The organism is Pseudomonas fluorescens (genome assembly GCF_900215245.1).
GTDB classification, from domain to species: Bacteria; Pseudomonadota; Gammaproteobacteria; order Pseudomonadales; family Pseudomonadaceae; genus Aquipseudomonas; species Aquipseudomonas fluorescens.
Window position 1 is genome coordinate 6,031,454 of sequence record NZ_LT907842.1, and the last position, 25,920, is coordinate 6,057,373.

General features: G+C 62.0%; 19 protein-coding genes and 2 pseudogenes. 10 read left to right on the top strand and 11 right to left on the bottom strand.

Annotated elements, in window-relative coordinates; translation table 11 throughout:
* Positions 1-11: 11 nt before the first annotated feature.
* Positions 12-779 carry an SDR family NAD(P)-dependent oxidoreductase gene (locus CPH89_RS27700; protein WP_053256666.1) on the bottom strand — a complete coding sequence of 256 codons (768 nt, stop codon included), beginning with the start codon at positions 777-779 and terminating at the stop codon, positions 12-14.
* A 138-nt stretch (positions 780-917) separates the two neighbouring features.
* Here CPH89_RS27700 and CPH89_RS27705 point away from each other — a divergent pair, with 138 nt between their 5' ends.
* Positions 918-2,066 carry an aldose epimerase family protein gene (locus CPH89_RS27705; RefSeq protein ID WP_053256667.1) on the top strand — a complete coding sequence of 383 codons (1,149 nt, stop codon included), beginning with the start codon at positions 918-920 and terminating at the stop codon, positions 2,064-2,066.
* 52 nt (positions 2,067-2,118) lie between these two features.
* Here the strand turns inward: CPH89_RS27705 and araH are convergent, their stop codons facing one another.
* From araH to CPH89_RS27740, 7 genes are read right to left on the bottom strand one after another with little or no spacing between them, the layout of a single operon-like run.
* Positions 2,119-3,090, bottom strand: coding sequence for an L-arabinose ABC transporter permease AraH (gene araH, locus CPH89_RS27710; RefSeq protein ID WP_053256668.1), 972 nt, complete (start codon positions 3,088-3,090; stop codon positions 2,119-2,121).
* Between the two features lie 9 nt (positions 3,091-3,099).
* Positions 3,100-4,626 carry an L-arabinose ABC transporter ATP-binding protein AraG gene (gene araG, locus CPH89_RS27715; protein ID WP_053256669.1) on the bottom strand — a complete coding sequence of 509 codons (1,527 nt, stop codon included), beginning with the start codon at positions 4,624-4,626 and terminating at the stop codon, positions 3,100-3,102.
* A 57-nt stretch (positions 4,627-4,683) separates the two neighbouring features.
* Complete coding sequence (locus CPH89_RS27720; protein ID WP_053256670.1) at positions 4,684-5,688, bottom strand: substrate-binding domain-containing protein; 1,005 nt, start codon at positions 5,686-5,688, stop codon at positions 4,684-4,686.
* 36 nt (positions 5,689-5,724) lie between these two features.
* Entirely contained in the window at positions 5,725-6,588 is an 864-nt protein-coding gene (locus CPH89_RS27725; RefSeq protein WP_053256671.1) for an SMP-30/gluconolactonase/LRE family protein, read from the bottom strand.
* A 33-nt stretch (positions 6,589-6,621) separates the two neighbouring features.
* On the bottom strand, positions 6,622-8,202 hold the full coding sequence (locus CPH89_RS27730; RefSeq protein WP_053256672.1) for an aldehyde dehydrogenase (NADP(+)): 1,581 nt from the start codon (positions 8,200-8,202) through the stop codon (positions 6,622-6,624).
* A gap of 10 nt (positions 8,203-8,212) precedes the next feature.
* Positions 8,213-9,205: an AraD1 family protein gene (gene araD1, locus CPH89_RS27735; protein ID WP_053256673.1), complete on the bottom strand. Its 993-nt coding sequence runs from the start codon at positions 9,203-9,205 to the stop codon at positions 8,213-8,215.
* A 15-nt stretch (positions 9,206-9,220) separates the two neighbouring features.
* Complete coding sequence (locus CPH89_RS27740; protein WP_053256674.1) at positions 9,221-10,543, bottom strand: MFS transporter; 1,323 nt, start codon at positions 10,541-10,543, stop codon at positions 9,221-9,223.
* A 193-nt stretch (positions 10,544-10,736) separates the two neighbouring features.
* Here CPH89_RS27740 and CPH89_RS27745 point away from each other — a divergent pair, with 193 nt between their 5' ends.
* Positions 10,737-12,473: an IlvD/Edd family dehydratase gene (locus CPH89_RS27745; RefSeq protein WP_053256675.1), complete on the top strand. Its 1,737-nt coding sequence runs from the start codon at positions 10,737-10,739 to the stop codon at positions 12,471-12,473.
* 47 nt (positions 12,474-12,520) lie between these two features.
* Positions 12,521-13,243 carry a FadR/GntR family transcriptional regulator gene (locus CPH89_RS27750; protein WP_053256676.1) on the top strand — a complete coding sequence of 241 codons (723 nt, stop codon included), beginning with the start codon at positions 12,521-12,523 and terminating at the stop codon, positions 13,241-13,243.
* Between the two features lie 146 nt (positions 13,244-13,389).
* Here the strand turns inward: CPH89_RS27750 and CPH89_RS27755 are convergent, their stop codons facing one another.
* Positions 13,390-13,989 carry a hypothetical protein gene (locus tag CPH89_RS27755; RefSeq protein WP_053256677.1) on the bottom strand — a complete coding sequence of 200 codons (600 nt, stop codon included), beginning with the start codon at positions 13,987-13,989 and terminating at the stop codon, positions 13,390-13,392.
* Positions 13,990-14,002: 13 nt separating this feature from the next.
* Entirely contained in the window at positions 14,003-14,587 is a 585-nt protein-coding gene (locus tag CPH89_RS27760; RefSeq protein WP_053256678.1) for a papain-like cysteine protease family protein, read from the bottom strand.
* A 436-nt stretch (positions 14,588-15,023) separates the two neighbouring features.
* On the opposite strand from CPH89_RS27760, the gene CPH89_RS27765 reads away from it, so the two are divergent.
* The 5 genes and pseudogenes from CPH89_RS27765 (at position 15,024) to CPH89_RS27780 (ending at position 22,129) form a co-directional block, all read left to right on the top strand.
* A complete protein-coding gene (locus CPH89_RS27765) occupies positions 15,024-15,914 on the top strand; it encodes a bestrophin family protein (RefSeq protein WP_053256679.1) in 891 nt (296 codons plus the stop codon).
* 304 nt (positions 15,915-16,218) lie between these two features.
* Positions 16,219-17,097 (top strand): annotated as a pseudogene (locus CPH89_RS31025) (cache domain-containing protein); the annotation flags it as partial.
* Between the two features lie 372 nt (positions 17,098-17,469).
* Positions 17,470-18,006, top strand: a pseudogene (locus tag CPH89_RS31030) (methyl-accepting chemotaxis protein); the annotation flags it as partial.
* Between the two features lie 379 nt (positions 18,007-18,385).
* The gene (locus CPH89_RS27775; RefSeq protein WP_053256681.1) at positions 18,386-20,794 is read left to right on the top strand and encodes a glucose/quinate/shikimate family membrane-bound PQQ-dependent dehydrogenase; all 2,409 of its coding nucleotides are present in this window, start codon (positions 18,386-18,388) and stop codon (positions 20,792-20,794) included.
* Positions 20,795-20,863: 69 nt separating this feature from the next.
* On the top strand, positions 20,864-22,129 hold the full coding sequence (locus CPH89_RS27780; protein WP_053256682.1) for a carbohydrate porin: 1,266 nt from the start codon (positions 20,864-20,866) through the stop codon (positions 22,127-22,129).
* 41 nt (positions 22,130-22,170) lie between these two features.
* Here CPH89_RS27780 and CPH89_RS27785 read toward each other — a convergent pair whose 3' ends face one another.
* Entirely contained in the window at positions 22,171-23,355 is a 1,185-nt protein-coding gene (locus CPH89_RS27785; protein WP_053256683.1) for a XylR family transcriptional regulator, read from the bottom strand.
* Positions 23,356-23,495: 140 nt separating this feature from the next.
* Between CPH89_RS27785 and xylA the strand changes: the two genes are divergently transcribed.
* A complete protein-coding gene (gene xylA, locus CPH89_RS27790) occupies positions 23,496-24,812 on the top strand; it encodes a xylose isomerase (RefSeq protein ID WP_053256684.1) in 1,317 nt (438 codons plus the stop codon).
* A gap of 101 nt (positions 24,813-24,913) precedes the next feature.
* Positions 24,914-25,915 (top strand): D-xylose ABC transporter substrate-binding protein, encoded by a 1,002-nt coding sequence (xylF, locus tag CPH89_RS27795; RefSeq protein WP_053256685.1) that lies wholly within the window; start codon positions 24,914-24,916, stop codon positions 25,913-25,915.
* Positions 25,916-25,920 lie beyond the last annotated feature (5 nt).

Below are 25,920 nucleotides of genomic sequence, written 5' to 3' on the forward strand. Positions count from 1 at the left end.
ACCTGACGCGACTACACCCAACCGCCATCCACAATAAAGTTCTGCGCCGAACACATCGCCGATACCTCAGAGGCAAGAAACAACGCCATATTGGCGATGTGTTCCGGCAGCACACTGCCTGGCAGGCACTGGCTGCGGCTGATCAGCTCCCGGGCCGCGTCGTCTACCCACATCGCCAATTGTTTTTCGGTCATGACCCAGCCGGGTACCAGGGTGTTGACCCGGATGCGCTCCGGTCCCAGCTCCCGGGCCAGCGCCCGCGTCATGCCATGGGCGGCAGCCTTGCTGGCCGCGTATACCGGGTAGCCCGCAGACGCCATCATCCAACCGACCGAACCCAAATTGATGATTGCCCCGCCGCCCGCGCGTTTCATCATCGGCGCCACCGCCTTCGCGGCAAAAAAAGCGTGCTTGAGGTTGACGGCTATCAACCGGTCGAACATCGCCGAATCGACCTCTTCCAGGGTGTGGCGCACATCGTTGGCGGCGTTGTTGACCAGCACGGTGATGGGGCCGAGCGAATGTTCGAAACGCTCTATCGCCGCCTGGAAGGCGATGTCATCGGTGATGTCGCAGTGCAAAAACTGCACGGTGTGCCCTTGGGCACTCAAGAACGCCGCCAATCGCTCACCCTGGCTTTGTGCCCGGTCCACAAAGCCCACCCTCGCCCCCTGCGCGGCGAAGGCCCGCACCATAAACTCACCAATGCCCGAAGCACCTCCGGAAACCAGCACGGTCTTACCCTTGAGGTCGGGATACACAGCCTGCGCAATATTCATATAACGGATGCCTCACTCAATTAGTCTTATTTTATTTTGCAAAAAGGCAGTAAAAGGCTATAAATCTGCTGTTCCATCGACAAAATATCGCACATTAGTAGAACTATTCCACTGAAAACAACAAAAGGAAGTTCGACCATGAAGCACCCTCGTCACCTGCTTTCCGGCCTTGCCCTGTCCATGATGATTGCCAGCGGCGGTGTCCAGGCCGCAGGCCTCACCAGCGAGCAAAAGCCCTTCGGCAAAACCAATGACGGCACGGCCGTCGAGCAGTACATATTGCGCAACAGCCATGGCATGCAAGCCACGGTCATCACCTACGGCGGCGTATTGCAGTCGCTGAAAGTACCGGATAAAAACGGCAAGGCCGAGGACGTAGTGCTCGGTTTTGACGATGTACAGGGTTACCAGGCCGGCAGCGCATTTTTTGGCGCGACCATCGGGCGCTTTGGCAACCGCCTCGCGGGCGGCGCCTTCGAGCTCGATGGCAAACGCTATCAGGTACCCCTCAACGACGGCCCCAACGCGCTGCACGGCGGCGCACAGGGTTTCGACAAGCACGTGTGGCAAGCCAAGCCAGTCAAGGGCAAGGACTCGGTCGGCGTGACCCTCACGTACCTGTCCAAAGACGGCGAGATGGGCTTCCCCGGCAATCTGAAAACCGAGGTCACCTACAGCCTCAACGACAACAACGAACTGCACATCGATTACACGGCCACCACCGACAAACCCACGGTGCTCAACCTCACCAACCACAGTTACTTCAACCTCGCCGGCGCGGGTAACGGCGACATCCTCAAGCACGTCGCGACCTTGCATGCCAGCCACTACACGCCGGTAAATGCCACCTTGATCCCTACCGGCGAACTGGCACCGGTCAAAGGCACACCGATGGACTTCCTGGCACCCACGCCGATCGGCCAGCACATCAAGGATGACCACCCACAGCTCAAATTCGCCGAGCCGAAACAGGGCGGGTTTGACTTCAACTGGGCGCTGGACACTCAGGGCGATATCAAAAAACTCGCGGCTGAAGTACACGACCCCGCGTCAGGCCGGCATTTACAGCTCTACACCAGCGAGCCTGGCGTGCAGTTCTATACCAGCAACTTCCTCGACGGCACGGTCAAGGGCAAAGCCGGCAAGACTTACCAGCACTGGAGCGGTTTCACCCTGGAGACCCAGCACTTTCCGGATGCGCCTAACCAGCCGAAGTTTGCGTCGACACGCCTGAACCCCGGCCAGACCTATAGCCAACACACCATTTTTAAGTTCAGCGCCAAATAAACGCTGGGAGCGGGCTTGCCCGCTCCCTCCTTTTTGGCTTTCACAGACCGGGTTATCCGCGCTGTTTCATGCGGTCGATGACCACCGCCAGCAGCAGGATCGAACCGCGAATCACATACTGGTAAAAGGTGTCGATGTTCTTCAGGTTCATCGCATTCTCGATAATCGCCAGGATCAACACCCCGGCAATCACGTGGCGAATCATGCCTACCCCGCCGCTCAACGAGACCCCGCCGAGCACGCAGGCGGAAATCACCGTCAGCTCAAACCCCTGGCCAATCATCGGCTGGCCGGAGGTCATGCGTGAAGCCAGAATCACCCCCGCCAGCGCGCCAATCACGCCATGCATGGCAAAGATCAGGATCTTGGTGCGATCGACATTCACCCCGGCCAGCAACGCCGCTTCCGGGTTGCCGCCGATGGCCATGGTGTTGCGCCCATAGGTGGTGTAGTTGAGCAGCCAGCCGAAAAACAGGAAGCATACAATGGTGATCAGGATCGGCACCGGCACGCCCAGCAACTGGCCGTTGCCGAAGATGAAAAACTGCTCCTGCGACACCCCTACAGCCTTGCCGTTGGCAAAGATATAGGCCAGGCCGCGCACGATCTGCATGGTCGCCAGCGTGGTAATCAAGGCATTGACCCGCAGCTTGGCGATCACGATGCCGTTGATCAGCCCGACGAGCAGCCCCATCAGTAACGCGGCGCCAATGCCCAGCATCACGCTGTCGGTATCGCGCATCACGATCGCCGCGACGACCCCGGCGCAGGCAATCACCGAGCCCACCGACAAGTCGAAATGCCCCGACGCCAGGCAAAACAGCATGGTGCAGGCGGCGATGCCGACCGTGGAAATTGCCAGGCCCAGCCCGCGCATGTTCAGCGGCGAGAGGAAGTTGTCGATCAGTAAGGCGCACAGTACAAAGATCCCGATCGCCGCCAGCAACATCGCCCAGTTATCGAGCAGCGCACGCACATCGAGGGGTTTGCGTGCCGTCGGCAACGCGTTGTGTTGGGTTGTCATGGTCATCTCTCAGTTCGCCGGGCCGCGTGGCAGGGCCAGCTGCAGCAAGTTGGATTCAGTGGCGTGTTCACGCTGTTGTTCGCCGCGCAAGGCGCCTTCGCACAGCACCAGGATGCGGTCGGAAATGCCCATGACCTCCATCAGGTCGCTGGACACCACAATCACCGCAATGCCCTGCGCTGCAAGGTGGTGGATGATCTGGTAGATCTCGGCCTTGGCGCCGATGTCGATGCCACGGGTCGGCTCGTCGAGCAGCAAGACCTTCATGGGCATCGACAACCAGCGGCCCAAAATGGCCTTCTGCTGATTGCCGCCGGACAGGTACATGATTTTTTGCGCCGCGTTCGGGGTTTTGACTTTCATCGCGCTGATCTGCTGGCCGGCATTGCCCTTTTCCCAGCCCTCGCGCAATAGCCAACCGAACGCGGAGTGAGCACCTCGTGCGCTGATATTGATGTTTTCCGCGACGCTTGCCAGCGGAATGATCCCCTCTTTCTTGCGGTCTTCCGGGCACAGCAACACACCGGCTGCGATCGCATCGCGGGGTGAGCGCAACTGCAGTGGTTGCCCGCAGAGCTGCAGGTGGCCGGCGCTCGCGCGTTCCAGCCCGCTGAGCAGCCGAAACAGCTCGGTACGCCCCGCGCCCACCAGCCCGAACAGGCCAAGAATCTCGCCCTTGCGCACCTCAAAGCTCACCGGCTCACGCAAGCCCGGGCCCAGCAGGCCGTCAACCTTGAGCGCGACCTCGCCGTGTGCGCGCGCACGGTAGTCGTAAATATCCTCAATATCGCGACCGACCATGCAGGTCACCAACTGGTCATGGGTCAACGCGTTCATGTCGTCAAAGGTGCGCACGTAGCGGCCGTCCTTGAACACCGTGACGGCGTTGCAGATGCGGAACACTTCCTCCATGCGGTGCGACACGTAGAGCACCACTTTGCCCTCGTCACGCAGGCGCGTGATGATCGCCATCAGCCGATCGATCTCGCGGGCCGACAAGCTGCTGGTCGGCTCATCGAAGGCAATCACCCGGGCGCCACGGGACAGCGCCTTGGCGATTTCCACCAGTTGGCGTTGGCCGAGGGACAGGCGACCGAGTTTTTCCTCGGGGTCGATTTCATCCGCCAGGCCTTTGAGGCACGCCAATGCCTGCTGGCGCAGAAGGCCGCGATTGACCACCCCGAAGCGCGCCGGCAGATGCCCCAGAAACAGGTTCTCGGCGACCGTCATCTCCGGCACCAGGTGCAATTCCTGGTGAATCACCGCGACGCCGCTGGCGATGCTGTCGGCGGCGGATTTGAACGCCAGCACCTGCTCGCCGATCTGCAACGTACCGCTGCTGGGCTGATAAGCTCCGCCGAGAATCTTCAACAGGGTCGACTTGCCTGCGCCGTTTTCGCCCATCAAGGCGTGCACCTGCCCAGGGTAGGCGGTGAAACTGATGCCATCCAGCGCCTTGACCCCGGGAAAGGTTTTGCCGATACCGTTAAAGCACAACCGGGCAGCGGCGTTGTGTGTCTGTACTTGCGCGTGCATAACCACCTCGTCACACGGATCAGGCGGCCCCGTTGCCGGGGCCGCCGAGGAAATCCATCAGTTCCACAAACCGATTTTTTCCAGTTCCTGCTTGAAGTTCTCGCGGGTGATCAGCGTGACTTCATCCATGGCGGTGTACTTCGGTGGCTCCTTGCCGGTGGTGACCCAGTCGAACATCATCTTCGCGGTGTTGTAGCCCTCGATGTGCGGGCTCGGCAGCATCGAGCCGAAGAAGCCGCTGTTGGGTTTCTTCAATTCGCCGATGGCGTCGGTGCCATTGATGCCGATACCGATGACATTCGCTGCGGCAAAGCCGGCACTTTCGGTGGCGCGTACGCCGCCCAGCACGGTGTTGTCGTTCATGCCGCCGATGATCAGGTTCTTGGCGCCACTGGGCAGTTTGACCAACGCCGAATTGGTGGCGTCCATGCTGCCCGGTACGTCGAGGGTTTTGGCGGCGGTGAACAGGATGTGGTCCTTGGGAATGCCGGCGTCTTCCAGGGATTTGACCGAACCGTCGGTGCGTTTTTTACCGGTGTCGAGCTCGTTGAACGTGTTGATCACCGCGTAGGTGTCCTTCCAGTCCCAGCCGCGTTTTTTCGCCTCAGCCGCCATCGCGGCGCCCTGCTTCTGGCCGACTTCGAAGGCCGCCATGCCCAGGTACGGCACGTCTTCCATGAAGTTGCCCTTGGCGTCGACAAAGCGGTCATCCACCGCAATCACTTTCAGCCCGTTGGCCTTGGCCTTGGCCACGATGGCCGGCCCGAGGGACACGTCCGGCGGGCAGATCACAAAACCCTTGGCGCCGTTGGCGGCCAGGCTGTCGATGGCCGACAGGGTTTTCTCGCCATCGGGCACGGCGATCTTGATCACGGTAAAACCATGCTCCTTGCCGGCTTTTTCAGCGAAGGCCCATTCGGTCTGGAACCAGGGCTCTTCGGCCTGCTTGACCAGAAAGCCGATCTTCACTTCTTCAGCGGCCAGCAACAGGCCACTCAAGCTCAGGGCCGACACCGCGACAGCGGCGCAGCACAGGGAACGGATACCACGACGACGATTCATAGGGTGACTCCTTGTTGTTGTTTTTAAGTCTTGGGGTTAACCGGCAAAGCGGTGACAGGGTGTGCCGGGCACATCGAGTTCAATGGCCAATACCGCGCCATCCAGCGGGTGGTCCAAGGGGCTGGCGGCGCTGGTGATATACAGCGTGGTGAGGTTGGGGCCACCAAACACGCAACTGGTGGGCCGGCTGACAGGCAGTTCGAGAATGCGCTCCACCTCGCCTTCGGGCGACAGGCGCAGCAGGCAACTGCCGTCCCAGCGCGCATTCCAGATATAGCCTTCGCTGTCCAGCGCCGAGCCGTCCGGCCCGCCGCGCGCATGCGGACCGAACCACACCTGGGCCGGATCGAGCTGGCCACCCGCCTGGATCGAATGCCGATACAACGTGCCATCCATGCTGTCGCCGAAGTGCACCTGGGTGCCGTCCTCGTTCCACAGCAAGGTGTTCGGAATGCCCAGGCCATGCAGCAGCGGGGTTACCTGCGCGTCGGCGTCAATACGAAACAACCCGCCGGAACGCCGCGTGATGGGCAGGTCCTCACCGCGCTCGCCGAGGTTGTTTTGCATGGTGCCCAGCCACAGTCGGCCCTGGGCATCACAGCGCGCTTCGTTGCCCCGGTTGCCGGGCTGCGGGTCGGCGACACAGAGCAGGGTCAAGGCCTCGGTTGCCAGGTCCAGGCGATACACGCCGCTGCTCAAGGTCACCAGTGCATCGCCGCTTTCACACGGGATGAATGCCGAAACATGCTCCGGCAACTGCCAGATCTGCAATTGCCCGCCCATCAGGCGCAGCGCCTGTTTGCCGGCGATATTGACCCAATACAGCGCCTGGGTCGGCACGTCCCAGAACGGGCCTTCGCCCAACTGCGCACGGTGCGCGGTGACTGCGGTACACGGCATGTTGCCTCCTGGAGCAGGGTTCTCAGGTACGTGTTACAGCGGGTCGCGGGAAGGCATGCCATCCACCAGCCGCTGAATACGTAACGGGTTGGCGTTTTTCAACGCGTCAGGCAGCAGGCTATCAGGGTAATTCTGGAAGCACACCGGGCGCAGGAAACGGTCGATGGCCAGGGTGCCGACCGAGGTGCCACGGGCATCGGAGGTCGCCGGGTAGGGGCCGCCATGGACCATCGAATCGCACACTTCAACACCGGTTGGGTAACCGTTAAGAAGGATGCGGCCGACCTTTTGCTCCAGCAACGGCGTCAGTTCAGCGAACTGCTCAAAGTCGGTGGGCTCGCCGATAATCGTCGCCGTCAGTTGCCCGTGCAAGCCGTGCAAGGCCTGGCTGAGTTGGGCCTGGTCGGCCACGGCGACAAACACGGTAGTTGGGCCAAACACCTCCTCCTGCAGCACTTCATCGCCGTCGATCAACAAACGCACATCGGCCTTGAACAGCTGCGGCTGCGCCTGATTGCCGGTTTGGGCATTACCCGCCAGGTGCTGAATAGCGGGGTGTGCGAGCAGTTTTTCCAAGCCTTTGCCGTAGCTGCTCAAGGTGCCGGCGTTGAGCATGGTTTGCGCCGGTTGAGCGCCGATCAGTTGTGCCACTTGCTCGGTGAATGCCGTGAACTGCGCCGAGGCGATGCCGATCACCAGGCCGGGGTTGGTGCAAAACTGCCCACAGCCCTGCACCACCGAAGCGGTCAGGTCGCGGGCGACTGTTTCCGAGCGCGCCTGCAACGCCTGGGGCAAGACAATCACCGGGTTGATGCTCGACATCTCGGCAAACACCGGGATCGGCTGCGGGCGGGCCGCCGCCATGTCACACAGCGCGCGACCGCCCTTGAGCGAGCCGGTAAAGCCCACCGCCTGGATCGCCGGGTGCTTGACCAGTGCTTCGCCGACGCCGCCGCCGAAGATCATGTTGAATACCCCCGCCGGCATCTCGGTGGCCTCGGCCGCCCGAATGATCGCATCGGCAACGCGCTCGGCGGTCGCCATATGCCCGCTGTGAGCCTTGAACACCACCGGGCAACCCGCCGCCAATGCCGCAGCGGTGTCGCCACCCGCGGTGGAAAACGCCAAGGGGAAATTGCTCGCGCCAAACACTGCGACCGGGCCGAGGCCGATGCGGTATTGCCGCAGGTCCGGGCGCGGCAGTGGCTGGCGGTCGGGCAAGGCGTTGTCGATACGTGCGCCGTAGAAGTCGCCACGACGCAACACCGTGGCAAACAAACGCATCTGCCCGCTGGTACGCCCGCGCTCGCCTTTGATACGCGCTGCCGGCAATGCGGTTTCGCGGCAGACCAACTCAATGAAATCATCACCCAGCGCCTCCAGTTCGTCGGCCACTGCATCCAGGAATTGCGCGCGGCGCGAGGCACTCAACGAGCGGTAGGCCGGGTAAGCGGCGGCAGCGGCGCGGGCGGCGGCATCGACCTCCTCGGGCGTGGCCTGATAGAAGGCCTGGGGCAAGGATTCGCCGGTACTGGCGTCGACACTGTTGAGCGTGACGCTGCCCTGGGCACTGCGCTGGCCGCCGATGTAGTTGTGGCCGAGGAACGAGGTCATGGAGTTCTCCTTAAAGGGTGATGACATTGCCGGGTTCGAACACCGCGTCGGCCTTACCGACTGTGTTGATCAGCGGCGCGCCGAATTCGGTTTGGCTGATCTCGAACACATCCCCCGGCTGGATACGTATACCGTCCGCGAATGACAAGGTGGCGGTGCCGAAGAAGTGAATATGCACATCGCCCGGCGTGAGGAACTGGCGGTATTTGAAGTGGTGGTATTCGAGGTTTTCCAGGCTGTGGCACATGTTGGCCTCGCCACTGAGGAATTCGTTCTGCCAGATCACTTCGCCGTCGCGCAGGATGCGGCTGGTGCCCGCCAGGTGCTGGGGCAACTCGCCCACGCGCAATTCGGGGCCATAGCTGCAACTGCGCAGTTTGGAGTGCGCCAGGTACAGGTAGTTTTTGCGCTCCATCACATGGTCGGAAAATTCGTTACCTACGGCGAAGCCAAGGCGATAAGGCTTGCCATCGTGGCCGATCACGTAGAGGCCGCCGATCTCCGGTTCTTCGCCGGCATCTTCTGCAAACGGCGGCACCGGGAATGCTGCGCCCGGGCGCACAACGATGCTGCCGTCGCCCTTGTAGAACCATTCAGGTTGTACGCCCGCTTGGCCGGCGGCGGGTTTGCCGCCCTCCACGCCCCATTTGAAGATGCGCAGGGTGTCGGTCATGGCGCTGTCGTCACCGACTTGCTTGTGCATCTTGTCGCGCGCCGAAGCACTGCCCAGGTGGGTCAGGCCGGTGCCGCTGATCAACATGTGCGCCGGGTCCGGGTGGTCGAGGGGGGGCAGGATTTTCAGGTCGGCCAACAGCGCCGCGTAGTCGTAGCTGTCACCCAGGCCCAGGCGGTTGACCTGTTGCGCCAGGCCCACGCCGGCTTCAATGGCAGCCAGCGCCAACTCACGCACGCTGCGGGCGCTCTGCACTTCGCGCACTGTGCGGCCTTCCACGACGCCGACGCGGCGCTCGCCGTTACGTAACTCGAACTGAACTAAACGCATGAAGTGACTCCTCGATTAAGTACGTGTGGCGCCACGCGCACTGGCGGCGAATTGCTCGACCGGCAGCACGTGCTTGCGCTCCAGCAGGCGGTAGACCACGCCGGTCAGCACCAGCCCGAATACCATCACCGCGCTCAGGAAGTACAAACCGGAGGCCAGGGTGCCGGTGTATTCCTTGAGTGCACCAATCACAAACGGACCGATGTAGCCGCCGAGGTTGCCCACCGAATTGATCAGCGCAATCCCTGCCGCCGCGCTCGCGCCGGCAAAAAACCGGCCCGGTAACGTCCAGAACACTGCCGTGCAGGAAAACAGCGCAAACGCCGCCAGGCACAGCGCGGCCATTTGCAGCACCGGCACGCTCAGCCAGGCGCTCAAAAACAGGCCGATGGCGCCGAGCACATAGAGCACCGCGAGGTGGCCGTAGCGGTCGTTCAAGCGGTCGGAACTGCGCGGGATGATCAGCAGGCCGATGATGCCGAAGATGTACGGCACCGCCGAGACGAACCCGGTGACCAGGTCACTGCCGCCGAACTGCTTGATCAACGTCGGCAGCCACAACCCCAGCCCATAAATGCTCAAGGTCACCGGCAGGTAGAACAGCGCCAGCAGCAACACGCGCTTATCTTTGAGCGCATGCAGCGGGTTGCCGTGGCGGGTCTGGCCGTAGGCTTGCAGGTCTTTATTGAGCTCGCCGGTGAGCCAGGTCTTTTCGTCCTCGCTCATCCACTTGACCTGTTTGGGGCCGTCCGGCAGGTAGCGCAACACCGGCCAGGTGAGCAGCAGCGCCGGGGTGCCGATCACGATAAACAGCCACTGCCAGCCGTGCAGCCCAAGAATGCCGTCCATGCCCAACAAGCCGCCGGACACCGGGCCGGTGATCATCATCGCGATGGGTTGGGACAGGATGAACAGCCCGAGGATCTTGCCGCGATGGCGCACCGGAAACCATTGGGTGATGTAGTAGAGAACGCCCGGAAAGAACCCGGCTTCCGCCGCACCGAGCAGAAAGCGCATCAGGTAAAAACTCTGTGGCCCTTGTACGAATGCCATGCCGATGGTGATGGCGCCCCACGTGAGCATGATGCGCGCAAACCAGCGCCGGGCGCCGAAACGGTCGAGCATCAGGTTGCTGGGAATCTCGAACAGGAAGTAGCCAATGAAGAACAGCCCCGCACCCAGACCGTACGCGGCGTCACCAATGCCGACGTCGGCGCCCATGTGCAACTTGGCAAAGCCGACTGCCGAGCGGTCCACGTAGGCGACCAGGTACAGCAGGATCAGGAAGGGAATCAGTTTCAGCGTGATGCGCCGAATAAGCCGCAGTTCCTGGCTCATGGGGGTCGATCTCCGATTGTTGTTTTTATAGAAGCTCGGGGGACGCCTCTCGCGAAAATCCGCCAGGGTCATGCCTCAGTTAAGACGGACTATATAGTAGGACTATTTGCAAAACAACACTTCCAAAGCTTCGATTTTGCGCTTATGTTTAGCCACATATAGAACATATAGTCATACAATAAGAGAAGCCATCATGCCTGATAAAAAGCCCGCCCTCCGCTCCGCCCAGTGGTTCGGCACCGCCGACAAGAACGGCTTTATGTACCGCAGCTGGATGAAGAACCAGGGCATCGCCGACCATCAGTTCCACGGAAAACCGATCATCGGCATCTGCAACACCTGGTCGGAGCTGACCCCGTGTAACGCGCATTTCCGCCAGATCGCCGAGCACGTCAAACGCGGCGTGATCGAGGCCGGTGGCTTCCCTGTCGAGTTCCCGGTGTTCTCCAACGGCGAATCCAACCTGCGCCCCACCGCCATGCTCACCCGTAACCTGGCGAGCATGGACGTGGAAGAAGCCATTCGCGGCAACCCCATCGACGGCGTCGTGCTGTTGACCGGCTGTGACAAAACCACCCCGGCCCTGCTGATGGGTGCAGCCAGTTGCGACGTGCCGGCCATCGTGGTCACCGGCGGGCCGATGCTCAACGGCAAGCACAAGGGCCAGGACATCGGCTCGGGCACTGTGGTCTGGCAGCTCAGCGAACAGGTCAAGGCCGGTACGATTACCCTGGACGATTTCCTCGCCGCCGAAGGTGGCATGTCGCGGTCGGCGGGCACCTGCAACACCATGGGCACCGCGTCGACCATGGCGTGCATGGCCGAGGCCCTGGGCACTTCCCTGCCCCACAACGCGGCGATTCCGGCGGTGGATGCGCGGCGTTACGTGCTGGCGCACATGTCCGGCATGCGCGCGGTGGAGATGGTGCGCGAAGACTTGAAGCTGTCGAAGATCCTCACCAAGGAAGCGTTTGAAAACGCGATCCGCGTGAATGCGGCCATCGGTGGTTCGACCAACGCGGTGATCCACTTGAAAGCGATTGCCGGGCGCATTGGCGTCGAGCTCGACCTGGATGACTGGACACGCATGGGCCGTGGCATGCCGACCATCGTCGACCTGCAACCCTCGGGACGCTTCCTGATGGAGGAGTTCTATTACGCCGGCGGCTTGCCGGCCGTGCTGCGCCGCCTGGGCGAAGCCAACCTGATCCCGCATCCGCACGCGTTGACCGTCAATGGCAAGTCCCTGGGCGAAAACACCAAGGACTCGCCGATCTATGGCCAGGACGAAGTCATCCGCACCCTCGACAACCCGATCCGCGCCGACGGCGGCATTTGCGTGCTGCGCGGTAACCTGGCGCCGCTGGGCGCGGTGCTCAAGCCGTCGGCCGCCAGCCCGCAGTTGATGCAGCACCGTGGTCGTGCGGTGGTGTTCGAGGACTTCGACATGTACAAGGCCCGCATCAACGACCCGGCGCTGGACGTGGATGCCAACTCGATCCTGGTCATGAAAAACTGCGGGCCCAAGGGCTACCCGGGCATGGCCGAAGTCGGCAACATGGGCTTGCCGGCCAAACTGCTGGCCCAGGGTGTGACCGATATGGTGCGTATTTCCGACGCGCGCATGAGCGGCACCGCCTATGGCACGGTGGTGCTGCACGTGGCACCGGAAGCCGCTGCCGGTGGCCCATTGGCGACGGTGAAGGAAGGTGACTGGATCGAACTCGATTGCGCCAATGGCCGCCTGCACCTGGACATCCCCGACGCAGAGCTGGCGGCGCGCATGGCGGACCTGGCCCCCCCGCAGAAGCTGATCGTCGGCGGCTACCGTCAGCTGTACATCGACCACGTGCTGCAAGCGGACCAAGGCTGCGACTTTGACTTCCTGGTGGGTTGCCGTGGGGCTGAAGTCCCGCGTCATTCCCACTAATTGGGATGCTATGATGCCGCTTATTTAGCCAGAGCCTCCCGTTCGTTATGGATCACCAGCCGCCCAAGCCGCGCAAGAGCATGCATGCCCAGATCGTTCAGGACTTGGGCATGCACATCGTTTCCGGCCGCTTCAAACCTGAAGAACGCCTGCCCATGGAGGCCACGCTCTGCGAGGAGTACAAGGTCAGCCGCTCGGTGTTGCGCGAGGCGACGCGGGTGCTCAGCGCCAAGGGCCTGGTGTATTCCAAGCCACGGGTGGGCGCGGTGGTGCGGCCACGCTTGAAATGGCACCTGCTCGACCCGGACGTGTTGTCCTGGCTGATGCAGTCCACGCCCCACAGTGAGTTCTTCAACACCCTGGCCGGTGTGCGGCGCATTCTCGAACCGGAAATCGCCGCCATGGCCGCGACCACCGCCACCGACGCAGACATCGCCACCATCGAAAAAGCCTACGTGGGCATGGAGACCGCAAAGACCCACGACGAGCTGTTGCAAGCCGACCTGGACTTTCACCGGGCGATTGCCGACGCGACCCGCAACGACTTGCTCGCCTACATGTGCAACATGCTCTCGCTGCCGCTGCGCGAGTCGATCAACATCACCAACCGCCGCCCGGACATCCAGGGCCTCAGCCTGCCCCGCCACAAGGCCATCCTCACCGCCATCCAGAATCGCGACGCGCTCGGCGCCCGGCACGCCTCACTGGTGCAACTGGATGACACCCGCGTGGCGCTGGACACCGTGATGAATGTGCTGACCCCGTTGTAAGTGCATCGTCTACGCTCAGGGCGCAGTTCGAGGCGCCGGCCATGGGCCGACGACATTCACAGTACCGCTTCATGGCGCCCGCATCGCTGACTCGCTTCGAAAAAAAAGCCCGGACACTGTCCGGGCTTGTTTACCTCAGGCTGTTATCAACTGCCCAATTCGCCACGGGTGTCTGCAGCGAAGCGCTGACGGGCCTGTTCAGCCGCTGGCTTGAGCAACGCAAGCAGCGCCGCCTCACTGTACAACTGCGTGATCGCCAGGTCCTTGGGCGTCGGCTCAATCGGGATCAGCACCTCTTCGCCGTCGGCGTGCAGCCAGATGGCCACAACGTGCAGTGCCGAGATGAATAACACGCGCAGTTCCACGGTTTTACCCTGCAATTGCGCCGACTGTTCCGCCAGTTTCAGCGCCTCCACGGTCGCCGCTGCCAGCGTCCCATGGTTGAGCGACGCGAACTCGACGTGCCCGCGTACGTCGGCCAATTGCGCGTCGGCAATCGTCGCGCCATCGGCAAACACCAGGTAATGCCAATCACCGACCTTAGCGTCTTTCAGGCCTTTACCGAGGCTCAGGTCCTCCAGGCTGAGCGAGTAGCCACGATAGCCTTCGCTCAGCCTGATTTGGCCCGGCACAGCGGCCGCGAATTGGCGATTGATGCCGAAGCCCTGGGTGTGCAGCGCAGCTTGCAGCGCTGGACGCAGTACCTGTACGCCGTTGGAAGGCGCCTTTGGATAAGTCAGTTGCATGATGCAGCCCTCCTCAGTTTTTTACGGTGAAGTACGTGTTGGTCCAATTGCCGCCGCCGTTGTACGAACCGGGGAACGCGTTCAAGGCACGGGTCGAATAGCCGTAGATCGAGTCGGCGATCAACAGGTAATTGCCGTTGGTGCCATAGATCACCAGAAAGTGCGCACCGCCACCGTACCAGGCGCAACGCAAACCGATGGGGCGGCCCATGTTGAGCTGCTTCTGGATGGCCGACATCTGCAGCGAGCCTTGATTCATACCGTTGTAACTGCGCGTGATCCGCAAAGCGGCGTCCAGATAGCCGTAGACGTTGCAGGGGCCCGGCTGGTTGCAGCAGTTGCGGTCCAGCGCGTTACTGGCCACGCCGCATTGGGTCCAGGACCCGGTGCCGTAGTAGTTACCGACCGACGCGGAAACCGCCGCCCAACACCAGTTGGTCTGGGTTTGTTTCTGCATGCTGAAATTCAGGCCGGCGGCGGCCATTGCTTTGGGCTGATGAGCCGCGTCTACCTCGACCAATTGCGGGTCGAGCAGATGGCCGACCAGGCAGTTGGGCTGTGTATCGCCGGTGAACCGGGTTGTTTCAGGGGTTAACATTTTTCAATCCTCCATGAATGAACACACGCGTCCAGCGTGTAAAGGTGCAGCGGTGTTGCTGAGCTATCGACGTTCCGGGATGCCCGTATTCGAGGGCGCGTACCGATCTGGCTCGGGGTAACCCTAGGTGTGAATATGCATTAACGCAAACAATTAAATGCATATGCGCATATCTGCCCTTTATCAAAAGTGACAGCGTTTAAAAGGTGATGGATTATCTGGAAGCCCGATCTATGCGAATCGGCGGTTTTTTTGCTGTGTAACAATCAACCCCGTCGTCGCTTCGCAATGTGCGCCTGGCCGACCCGGCTGTCAGTGAATGTTTGAAACAGAGTCTCAGGTAACTTAAACGATTCAGGCCCAGCACGAACCTTTCTCCACAAACCGACGTCCGAGCTTAAGCACTGTTGCTTACCGCCTGCCGCGAGGTTCACATTTGAAAGCCGCCATCATCAAAAAGTACCGTTTGGTCATCAAGACCATGGGCTATGTGGGCTGGTCCCTGTTCTGGCTCTTGTTGTGGGATGTCGCCGTCACGGTGGACTTCATGCTGTTCCTGACCACCAAGATCACTTTGCCGCTGATGCCCCTTACCCTGCTGGGTTCGGCGCTGGTGGTGCTGATCAGTTTTCGTAACAGCAGCGCCTATAACCGCTGGTGGGAAGCACGCACGCTGTGGGGCGCCATGGTGAATAACTCACGTAGCTTCGCGCGCCAGGTGCTGACCCTGCTGGATGATGCGGACGGCGACGTTAACCCGATCAAAGCCACCCTGCTACGCCGCCATGTGGCGTATGTGAATTGCCTGGCGGCGCACCTCAGGGGCAAGCCGTGCCCTGATGAAGTGCGCGCGTTTATCCCGGCCGCAGAGTTCGCGCGCAACGGCGCCACCAACAACTTTGCCAATGACATCCTCACCGGCTCGGCGGCATTGCTGGCCAAGGAGTACAAGGCGGGGCACCTGGACAGCATTCGCCTGGCACGCCTGGAGTCGACGCTGGTGGACCTGTCCAACGCCCAGGGCGGCATGGAGCGTATCGCCAACACGCCGCTGCCCTACCCCTACGTGTACTTTCCACGGCTGTTTATTTCGCTGTTCTGCCTGATCGTGCCGGTGGGCCTGGTGGAGTCCCTGGGTTGGTTTACCCCGCTGGCGTCGACGGTGGTGGGCTTTATGCTGCTGGCAATCGAGCGCATTGGCACCGACCTGCAAAGCCCGTTCCGCTCCAGCGAACACCAGATCCAGATGGAAACCATCTGCGAAACCATCGAGAAAAACCTGCAGTCGATGCAGCGTGATGCCCTGGGTGGCGACCGTATCGGTTGACCACCTGTCTTCCCAGCGCTTAAGCCCTCAAGTGCCCGCTGCCCCGGTCGATATACCGGGGTAAGCATGGGCCGCTTCCTTCCTTAAAAACACATGCGACGTGCACCGTTCCCCCTTGCCAAAACTATAAATACCCGCGGGAGAAGTCATGAATATCAAGCAAAAGCTGACCTGGGCATTTGCCGCTGTCGCGTGCGTGCCGGTTATCCTGGTCGCCGTGCTCGTCGTGTTGAATCTGCGCGAGGGGGCCCTGGCCAATTTCCTCGACAGCAGTGGCCGTGAGATCCGCCAGATCGACAATGGCATGAAGCAGTTTTTCGACGGCATCAGCCAGAACGTCGAGTACGTGGCCAAGGACCCGCGCGTTGTCGCGGCCAAAGACCTGAAGAGTTACGCCGGCGCCGACGCCGCGCAAATCCCGCTGACGCCGACCAACCAAGAACTGTTGGCGATTTTCGACCAGTTCGCCAAGAGCCACCCGAGCACCGCCTACTTGTCCCTGGGCTTGAAGGACGGCGGCTACGCCAGTTGGCCTGATGACACCAAACTGAGCAACTACGACCCGCGTGTGCGCCCTTGGTACCAGGCCGCCGTCGCCGCACCGGGCAAAACCGTGCGCACCGGGGCCTACTACTGGGCGCCGGACGATGTGACGCTGATCGGCACCGTGCACACGGTTGCCGATGCCAGCGGGGCGATTCTCGGTGTGGTCGGCCTGGACGTGTCGCTCAAGCAACTCACCGAGCTGGTGCGCAACATCAAGCTGGGTGACAGCGGCTACCTGATGCTGGTGGAAGCCAACGGCAACGTGCTGGTGGACCCCAGCGATGCCAAGCACAACTTCAAGCCCCTGGCGGACCTGGGCGCCAACTACGCCGAGCTGGCCAAGCGCGGCGACGGCGTGACCCAGATCGACATCGACGGCGTGGCCTACATGGCCAACGTGGTCAGTTCCAAAGATTTGGGCTGGCGCTTCATCGGCCTGATCAAACGCGATGAAGTGATGGCGCAAGCTTCCAGCCTCACCTGGCTGATCGCAGCGATTGCTGCGGTGTTGGCGGTGATCTTCGCAATTGTCGGCGCCAGCTTCGCCCGGGTCATCGTGCGGCCGATTCGCGGGGTCGCCGATGGCCTGCAAGAGATTGCCGAAGGGGAAGGCGACCTGACCCGCCAACTCAAGGTCCAGGGCAAGGACGAAACCGCCAGCCTGGCGGGCTGGTTCAACCAGTTCCTGGGCATGATCGCCCAACTGGTGCAGCGTATCGGCAGTGCCTCAACCGACTTGCAAGCCGCTGCCGCCGACACCAGCGAAGTGGCCAACAACATGAACCAGGCGGCCGGTCGCCAGCGCGAAGCCGTGGAGCTGGTGAGCACCGCCTTCAATGAAATGGTGGCCACCGCCAACGAAGTCGCACGCTCGTGCAGCGCCGCCGCGTCGAGTGCCGACGAAGGCTACCGCGACGTGCACGACGGCCAGCAGCACATCGGTGAAGCCACCGGCAGCGTGCTCAAGCTGAGCGAAGACCTGCAGCGCTCGACCCAGACCATGCAGTTGCTGGAGCAGGACAGCAAGAACATCAACACCATCCTCGACACCATTCGCTCAATCGCCGAACAGACCAACCTGCTCGCGCTCAACGCAGCGATCGAGGCGGCACGCGCCGGGGACCAGGGCCGTGGCTTTGCGGTGGTCGCCGACGAGGTGCGCGCCCTGGCCCGGCGCACCGCCGACTCCACCGGCGAGATCGACAGCCTGCTGGGCAACCTCGCCCGCCGCACTCAGGAAGTCACCCAGCAGATGCAGGGGAGCCTGCTGGTGTCGCACACCAGCGTGGAGCGCATCCAGCAAGCCCGCGACAGCTTCGACAAGATCCGTGGCTCGGTGGACTCGATTCGCGATCAGAACACCCAGATCGCCACGGCCGCTGAAGAGCAGCATCAGGTGGCCGAAGAAATCAACCGGCACATCGCGCAGATCCATGCCGATGCGCAGTTGGTGGAAGGCTTTGCCCACTCGGCACAGACCGGCTCGGGCCGCTTGACCGACATTTCCGGTCAGCTCAAGGGGTTGGTGGGGCGCTTCAAGTTCTAGAAAAGTGGGCCACGGCAATCGCCACAGGCAAAGCGCAGCGTCGCGATGCCGATGAGCGCGTGACTATTGCCGTATGGCGCGTTGGTTTAACAGGCATGGCGACTGTCCTTTAAGGCGTCGCCTCACGAGTGACGGTTGCTCGATGCCTGGCGCATCCCTCCCCCCGCAGGCGCCCTGCACACCGACCGAATGAGGTCAGCCCGCCGCCCGCGCACATGACCGGCCTGGCTGCGTTCCAGCGACGCGGCTGCGGCATGACGCCGCAGACCGCCGATCCCCCTCAAGCCTGTAAAAGACTATTACAGGACAGAATGTACTAACCAGTTACTTATCTTGCTAACATTCGACCCTTAGTCACTCACCGTTGAGTCCTGTCGACATGAAACGAGCATCCCGCGCCACTGGCGCCTCACGATATCTCCTGCTGGGCCTGGGCGTGGTCATCGCCTTGCTCGGCGTGGCCCTGGCCGTTGGCGGCGCCAAGCTGGTCAGCCTGGGCGGTTCCTGGTACTTCCTCGTCGGTGGCGTGGCCATGGCGGTGTCCGGCCTGATGATTGCGCAGCGCAAACCGGCCGGCGCGTGGCTATTCGCAGCCTTCTTGGTCGGCACGGCCGTATGGGCGGTGGCGGATGTGGGGCTGGTGTTCTGGCCGCTGTTCTCGCGGCTGTTCATGTTTGCGGTGATCGGCCTGGTGGTGGCGCTGATGTATCCGCTGCTGGTTGGCCGGCCTGCACGCGGTGCGTATGGCATCGCTGCCGTGATGGCCGTCGGCGTGGCGGTTGCGGCGGGCAATATGTTCGTCGCTCACCCAAGCGTCGCCCCAACCGGCACCGGCCCTGGCATCACGCCGGTCGCCGCAGCTGACGCGCAAAAAGATTGGGCGCACTACGGCAATACCGAAGGCGGCAGCCGTTTTGCGGCGCTGGACCAGATCAACCGCGACACCGTCAATAAGCTCAAGGTGGCGTGGACCTACCACACCGGCGACGTGGCCATCAGCGACGGCAACGGTGCCGAAGACCAACTGACGCCCCTGCAGATCGGCAACAAGGTGTTCATCTGCACACCGCATAACAACCTGATCGCGCTGGACGCCGACACTGGCAAAGAGCTGTGGAAGAACGAGGTCAACGCCAAGTCGGCGGTATGGCAGCGTTGCCGTGGCATGGCCTATTTCGATGCCACCGCGACGATCGCCCAGCCGACCCAACCGAACAGCTCGCCGATCATTGCCGCCAGCGTCCCGGCCGGTGCGCAATGCCAGCGCCGTTTGCTGACCAACACCATCGATGCACGCCTGATCGCCGTGGATGCCGACACCGGTAAATTCTGCGAAGACTTCGGTTCCCACGGCCAAGTGGACCTGAAAGCCGGCCTGGGCGCGGTACCGGACAGCTACTACCAATTGTCCTCGGCACCGTTGATCGCCGGCACCACCGTGGTGGTCGGCGGGCGTGTCGCCGATAACGTGCAAACCGACATGCCGGGCGGCGTGATCCGTGGTTTCGACGTGATCAGCGGGCAAATGCGCTGGGCCTTCGACCCAGGCAACCCCGAAGACAAGCAGGCCCCAGCGGCCGGCAGTACCTATGTGCGCAGCACACCGAACAGCTGGGCGCCGATGTCTTACGACCCGCTGATGAACACAGTGTTCCTGCCAATGGGCAGCTCCTCCACCGACATCTATGGCGTGGAACGCACCCAGCTCAACCATAAGTACGGCGCCTCGGTGCTGGCCCTGGACGCCTCCACCGGCGCAGAAAAGTGGGTGTACCAGACTGTCCACAATGACCTGTGGGACTTCGACCTGCCGATGCAGCCGAGCCTGATCGACTTCACCCCACCGGGCAGCAACAAGCCTGTACCGGCCGTGGTGATCGGCACCAAGGCCGGGCAGATTTATGTGCTCGACCGCGCCACCGGCAAGCCGCTGACCGACGTCAAGGAAGTCCCGGTCAAGGCCGCGAACATTCCCAATGAGCCTTACTCGCTGACCCAGCCAAAATCGGTCGGCATGCCGCAGATCGGCGCACAGACGCTGCGCGAATCGGACATGTGGGGCGCCACGCCGTACGACCAGTTGCTGTGCCGTATCGACTTCAAAGGCATGCGCTACGACGGCCTGTACACCGCGCCGGGCACCGATAAATCGCTGAGCTTTCCGGGCTCCCTGGGCGGCATGAACTGGGGCAGCATCTCCACCGACCCGGTGCACGGCTTTATCTTCGTCAATGACATGCGCCTGGGCCTGTGGATCCAGATGATCCCGTCGCAGAACAAGGCCCAGGCCGCGTCCGGTGGCGAAGCCCTGAACACCGGCATGGGCGCCGTGCCGCTCAAGGGCACGCCGTATGCGGTGAACAAAAACCGCTTCCTGTCGGTGGCCGGCATTCCGTGCCAGGCGCCGCCGTTCGGCACCCTGACCGCCATCGACATGAAGACCCAGCAGATCGCCTGGCAAGTGCCGGTCGGCACCGTTGAAGACACCGGCCCACTGGGTATCCGCATGCACCTGCCGATCAAGGTTGGCCTGCCGACCCTCGGCGGTACACTGTCGACTCAGGGCGGCCTGATCTTTATCGCCGGCACCCAGGACTTCTACCTGCGCGCCTTCAACAGCGGCAACGGTGATGAAGTGTGGAAAGCCCGCCTGCCCGTCGGCAGCCAGGGCGGCCCGATGACCTACGTTTCGCCGAAAACCGGTAAGCAATACATCGTCATCACTGCCGGCGGCGCACGCCAGTCCACTGACCGTGGCGACTACGTGATCGCCTACGCCCTGCCGTAACCACCCTCTGTTCGCGCGGTGCTCCCGCACCGCGCGTTGCGACTACACATGCCGTTTGGAAAATCCTGCATGACCTCCACTTCTCAACGACCGATTGGGCGCCTGGTGCTGGGCCTGGCCTTTGCTGCCGCCCTGCCCGCTCAAGCCGACGACACCACCCTGACCGGCGACTGGGGCGGCCTGCGCCGTGAACTCGACGCGCAAGGCATCCGCTTCACCGGCGACTACAGCGGCGAGACCGCCTATAACGCCGACGGCGGCCTGCACCGTGCGGCGCGCTACTCACAAAACATCAAGCTGGGTGTGCAATTGGACCTGGGCAAGCTCTACGGCTTGACCAACGGCGACCGCATCCAGCTGACCATCAACGACCGGCGCGGCAACAGCGCCTCCGAAGACCTGGTGGGCAACCGCCTGCCGATCCAGGAAAACTACGGTGGCCTCTACACCCGTCTCACCGAATTGAGCTACGAACGCACACTGTTCACCCCCGCGCTGAACATCAAGCTCGGTTACATGGCGATGGGCAATGACCTCGGCGGCCTCGACAGCGGCATTTTGTGTAACTTCATGAACGCCGGTTTCTGCGGCCACCCGCTGAACATGTCGGGTGGCAGCGGCTGGACCAACTACCCGAATGCGCGCCTGGGTGCGCGGGTGAAATACGACTTTTCGCCAAACTGGCAACTGCGCGTGGCGGCGTTCAATGTCGACCCGGACAGTAACGGCAACTCCAGCCGCGCCTGGCGCCTGGACCCCAAACGCACCACCGGCACGGTGGTACCGATCGAGCTGGTCTACAAACATGCGGGCTCGCTGCCGGGTGAATACAAGCTGGGTTACTACTACGACAGCTCCGACGTCAAACGCATCGGCAGCAACAACACCGTGAGCGGTCGCGGCGGCCACTACCTGCTGATTGACCAGGCGGTGTGGGCCTCCCGCTCATCGGCCGGTCGCGCGCTGCATGCCTTCGGCCAATACTCGGCCGCCAGCGAAGCCGCCTCGCCGTTCAGCAAGTGGTATGGCGCAGGCGTGGTGCTGTACAAACCGTTTGAAGGCCGCCCGCGCGACACCGTTGCCCTGGGTTATGGCCGTGCGGTGCCGAACCCGCGCAGCCGCGATGTGCAGGCGTTGGCCGCGTTCAACGCGGGCACGGAGTACCCGAACCTGAACAACGCCGAGCAGCTGATCGAACTCAGTTACGGCTACCAGGCCACGCCGTGGCTGACGTTGCGCCCGGATGTGCAATACATCATCGAGCCGGGGGCGTTTTCGGGGGTGGATATCGATAATGCATTGGTACTGGGCTTGCAGGTCAAAGCGCTGTTCTAAAGGCCGGCACGCGGCAAACAATCACCCAAGGTGTTCCTGAATTACGCGGACACAGGGGCGCCCTGCTGATATTCCCGTGGCGTACACCCAAACTCGCGCCGAAACACGGTGTGCAGGTACTGCGCCGATTTAAAGCCACACCGTGTCGCCACCTCGGCAATCGCCAGGGTCTGATTTTCCAGACCCTTGGCGGCGGCCGCGAGTTTGAAGCGCAGGATCTCATCGTGCACGCTGCAGCCACGCGCCTTGCGAAAGTGTGATTCGAGGGAGGAGCGCGACACACCGACATAGGCCGCCACCTGGGCGGTCTTGATGCCCTGGCAGGCGTATTGGCGGATGAACAACAGCGCCTGCATCACGTACGGGTTGCCCAACGGTTGATGCAAGCTGGACGCCTGCACATTGATCGCATCCGGTGGCACCAGAATCTGCGTGCCCGCGCAGGGTTTGCCGTGCAGCATCTGGTGCAGCAGCGCGGCAGCGGTGCGGCCCATGGTCTCGGTGCCCTGGATGACTGAGCTCAACGGCACCCGCGTCAGCGTGCGGGTCAGCGGGTCATTGTCGATGCCAATCAACGCCACTTGTTCCGGCACCGCGATGCCGGCGGTGAGGCAGGCTTGCAGCAGTTGCCGCGCACGGGCGTCGGTGACGGCGATGATGCCGATGGGCTTGGGCAAACTGTGCAGCCAGGCAATCTGTTGCTCCACGGCGCTGTCCCACAACGGCGCGCTGGTGCCCAGGCCGCGATAGACCTCGACGTGCAGGCCATCACGTTGCAACAAGCTGCGGAAGGCATTCTCGCGTTCCTGGGCCCAGCGATTGGCCTGGGCTTGCGGCAGGCTGAAGCAGGCGAAGCGGCTCAAGCCGGCCTCGATCAAATGCTCGTACGCCATCCGCATCAACGCATGGTTGTCAGTGGCGACATAGGGAATGCCCGTGGGGTAGGCGCGCGCATCCTGATAGGAGCCGCCCACGGCCACCACGGGAAGCTTGATGTCGGCCAGCGCCTCGCCGATCAGCGGGTCGTCGAAGTCGGCAATGATGCCGTCGCCCTGCCAGCGTTCGATGCCTTTGAGGCGACACAAAAAGTCCTCCTCCAGGAACAGATCCCATGACACGCGCGTGCTGCTCAGGTAATTACCGATGCCAGTAATGATGCCGCGGTCGTAAATCTTGCTGCCATTGAACAGCAGGGCAATGCGGTGAACAGGCGGAAGGGTTTTCATTGTTTTTATCCTTAAAGCCGGTCGTCACAGCCTAGACCTCTCTACTCAAAATCGCACCACACCTTGGTGATTTTCATAATCGGCAGGCCCGATGCCGTTGCTAGTATCGAGTCACCGCCAAGAACAATAAGGAAATCGCCATGCCGTACTTCCCCGGTGTCGAGAAGGTTCGCTTCGAAGGCCCCGACAGCGACGCTGCCCTCGCCTTTCGCCACTATGACGCCAGCAAAATCATCCTCGGCAAACCCATGCGCGAGCACCTGCGCATGGCCGCCTGCTATTGGCACACCTTTGTGTGGCCGGGCGCGGATATGTTTGGCGTAGGCACCTTCAAGCGCCCCTGGCAGCGCAGCGGCGACCCGCTGGAACTGGCCATCGGCAAGGCGGAAGCGGCGTTCGAGTTTTTCTCCAAACTGGGCATCGATTACTACAGCTTCCACGACACGGACGTCGCCCCCGAAGGCAGCTCGCTCAAGGAATACCGCAACCATTTTGCGCAAATGGTCGACCACCTGGAGCGCCACCAGGAACAGACCGGCATCCAATTGCTGTGGGGCACCGCCAACTGCTTCAGCAACCCGCGCTTTGCCGCCGGCGCAGCCAGCAACCCGGACCCGGAGGTGTTTGCCTACGCCGCCGCGCAGGTGTTCAGCGCGATGAACGCCACGCTGCGGCTCAAGGGTGCCAACTATGTGCTGTGGGGCGGCCGCGAGGGCTACGAAACCCTGCTGAACACGGACCTGAAACGCGAGCGCGAACAGCTCGGACGCTTTATGCGCATGGTGGTGGAGCACAAGCACAAGATCGGTTTCAAAGGCGACCTGTTGATTGAGCCCAAGCCCCAGGAGCCGACCAAACACCAATACGATTACGACAGCGCCACGGTGTTCGGTTTCCTGCACGAGTACGGCCTGGAACACGAGATCAAAGTGAATATCGAGGCCAACCACGCGACCCTGGCCGGGCACAGTTTTCACCATGAAATTGCCACCGCCGTGTCCCTGGGGATTTTCGGCAGTATCGACGCCAACCGTGGCGACCCGCAGAACGGCTGGGACACCGACCAGTTCCCCAACAGTGTCGAAGAGATGACCCTGGCCACCTATGAAATCCTCAAGGCCGGTGGGTTCAAGAACGGCGGCTACAATTTCGATTCCAAAGTACGCCGCCAGAGCCTGGACGATGTCGACCTGTTCCACGGCCACGTCGCCGCTATGGACGTGCTGGCGCTGGCGCTGGAGCGCGCAGCGGCGATGGTGCAGAACGACCGGCTGCAGCAGTTCAAGGACCAGCGTTATGCCGGTTGGAACCAGCCACTGGGCCAGGCGGTCTTGGCCGGCGAGTTCAGCCTGGCATCGTTGGCCGAGCACGCGTTTGCCCATGAGCTGAACCCGCAGGCTGTGAGTGGCCGTCAGGAGATGCTCGAAGGTGTGGTCAACCGGTTTATCTATCGGTGACATTTGCACGACAAATCTGTGCCCAGGGCGTCGAGAGACGCTCTACAGTTCTACCCGCATCACGCTGTGTCTTTCCAACAACAATAAAAGGACGCACCACCATGAAAGCATTCAAACGCACCCTGCTCGCCACTGCCCTGGCCCTGCTCGCCCTGCCGGTGATGGCCGATTCCGCCCATCCCAAAATCGGCTTCTCGATTGACGACTTGCGCCTGGAACGCTGGTCACGTGACCGTGATTACTTCGTCGCCGCCGCCGAAAAACTCGACGCCAAAGTCTTCGTACAGTCGGCGGATGCCAATGAACAGAAGCAAATCTCGCAGATCGAAAACCTCATCTCCCGAGGCGTCGATGTGATCGTTATCGTGCCGTTCAACGCTACCGTGCTGACCAACGCCGTCGCCGAAGCCAAGAAGGCCGGCATCAAGGTGGTGTCCTATGACCGCCTGATCCTCAACGCCGATATCGACGCCTATATTTCCTTCGATAACGAAAAAGTCGGCGAGATGCAGGCCAACGGCGTGCTGCAAGCGGCGCCCAAAGGCAACTACTTCCTGCTCGGCGGCGCGCCCACCGACAACAACGCCAAGGTGCTGCGCGAAGGCCAGATGAAAGTGCTGCAACCGGCCATCGACAAGGGCGACATCAAGGTTGTCGGCCAGCAGTGGGTCAAGGAATGGAACCCCACCGAAGCCTTGAGCATCGTCGAAAACGCCCTGACCCGAAACAACAACAAAATCGACGCCATCGTCGCCTCCAACGACGCGACCGCCGGCGGCGCGATCCAGGCCCTGGCCGCGCAGAAACTCGCGGGCAAAGTGCCGATTTCCGGCCAGGACGCCGACCTCGCCGCCGTCAAGCGCGTGATCGACGGCACCCAGACCATGACCGTTTACAAGCCACTGAAACTGATTGCCTCGGAAGCGGCGAAACTCTCGGTGCAGCTGGCGCGCAATGAGAAACCCACCTACAGCTCGCAATACGACAACGGCAGCAAGAAGGTCGACACCATCCTGCTCACGCCTACGCCGTTGACCAAGGCCAATATCGATCTGCTGGAGAAAGACGGGTTCTATACCAAAGAGCAGATTGCCGGGCAGTGACCGCC

Excerpts from the sequence above, each read along its gene's own strand:
- CPH89_RS27725 (WP_053256671.1), bottom strand. The coding sequence starts at position 6,588 with ATGCCGTGTACCGCAGTCACCGCGCACCGTGCGCAGTTGGGCGAAGGC.
- CPH89_RS27700 (WP_053256666.1), bottom strand. The coding sequence starts at position 779 with ATGAATATTGCGCAGGCTGTGTATCCCGACCTCAAGGGTAAGACCGTG.
- CPH89_RS27760 (WP_053256678.1), bottom strand. The coding sequence starts at position 14,587 with ATGTTAACCCCTGAAACAACCCGGTTCACCGGCGATACACAGCCCAAC.
- CPH89_RS27705 (WP_053256667.1), top strand. The coding sequence starts at position 918 with ATGAAGCACCCTCGTCACCTGCTTTCCGGCCTTGCCCTGTCCATGATG.
- CPH89_RS27775 (WP_053256681.1), top strand. The coding sequence starts at position 18,386 with ATGAAACGAGCATCCCGCGCCACTGGCGCCTCACGATATCTCCTGCTG.
- CPH89_RS27755 (WP_053256677.1), bottom strand. The coding sequence starts at position 13,989 with ATGCAACTGACTTATCCAAAGGCGCCTTCCAACGGCGTACAGGTACTG.
- CPH89_RS27720 (WP_053256670.1), bottom strand. The coding sequence starts at position 5,688 with ATGAATCGTCGTCGTGGTATCCGTTCCCTGTGCTGCGCCGCTGTCGCG.
- CPH89_RS27785 (WP_053256683.1), bottom strand. The coding sequence starts at position 23,355 with ATGAAAACCCTTCCGCCTGTTCACCGCATTGCCCTGCTGTTCAATGGC.
- xylF (WP_053256685.1), top strand. The coding sequence starts at position 24,914 with ATGAAAGCATTCAAACGCACCCTGCTCGCCACTGCCCTGGCCCTGCTC.
- araH (WP_053256668.1), bottom strand. The coding sequence starts at position 3,090 with ATGACAACCCAACACAACGCGTTGCCGACGGCACGCAAACCCCTCGAT.
- araG (WP_053256669.1), bottom strand. The coding sequence starts at position 4,626 with ATGCACGCGCAAGTACAGACACACAACGCCGCTGCCCGGTTGTGCTTT.
- CPH89_RS27780 (WP_053256682.1), top strand. The coding sequence starts at position 20,864 with ATGACCTCCACTTCTCAACGACCGATTGGGCGCCTGGTGCTGGGCCTG.
- CPH89_RS27740 (WP_053256674.1), bottom strand. The coding sequence starts at position 10,543 with ATGAGCCAGGAACTGCGGCTTATTCGGCGCATCACGCTGAAACTGATT.
- CPH89_RS27745 (WP_053256675.1), top strand. The coding sequence starts at position 10,737 with ATGCCTGATAAAAAGCCCGCCCTCCGCTCCGCCCAGTGGTTCGGCACC.
- CPH89_RS27730 (WP_053256672.1), bottom strand. The coding sequence starts at position 8,202 with ATGACCTCGTTCCTCGGCCACAACTACATCGGCGGCCAGCGCAGTGCC.
- CPH89_RS27750 (WP_053256676.1), top strand. The coding sequence starts at position 12,521 with ATGGATCACCAGCCGCCCAAGCCGCGCAAGAGCATGCATGCCCAGATC.
- araD1 (WP_053256673.1), bottom strand. The coding sequence starts at position 9,205 with ATGCGTTTAGTTCAGTTCGAGTTACGTAACGGCGAGCGCCGCGTCGGC.
- xylA (WP_053256684.1), top strand. The coding sequence starts at position 23,496 with ATGCCGTACTTCCCCGGTGTCGAGAAGGTTCGCTTCGAAGGCCCCGAC.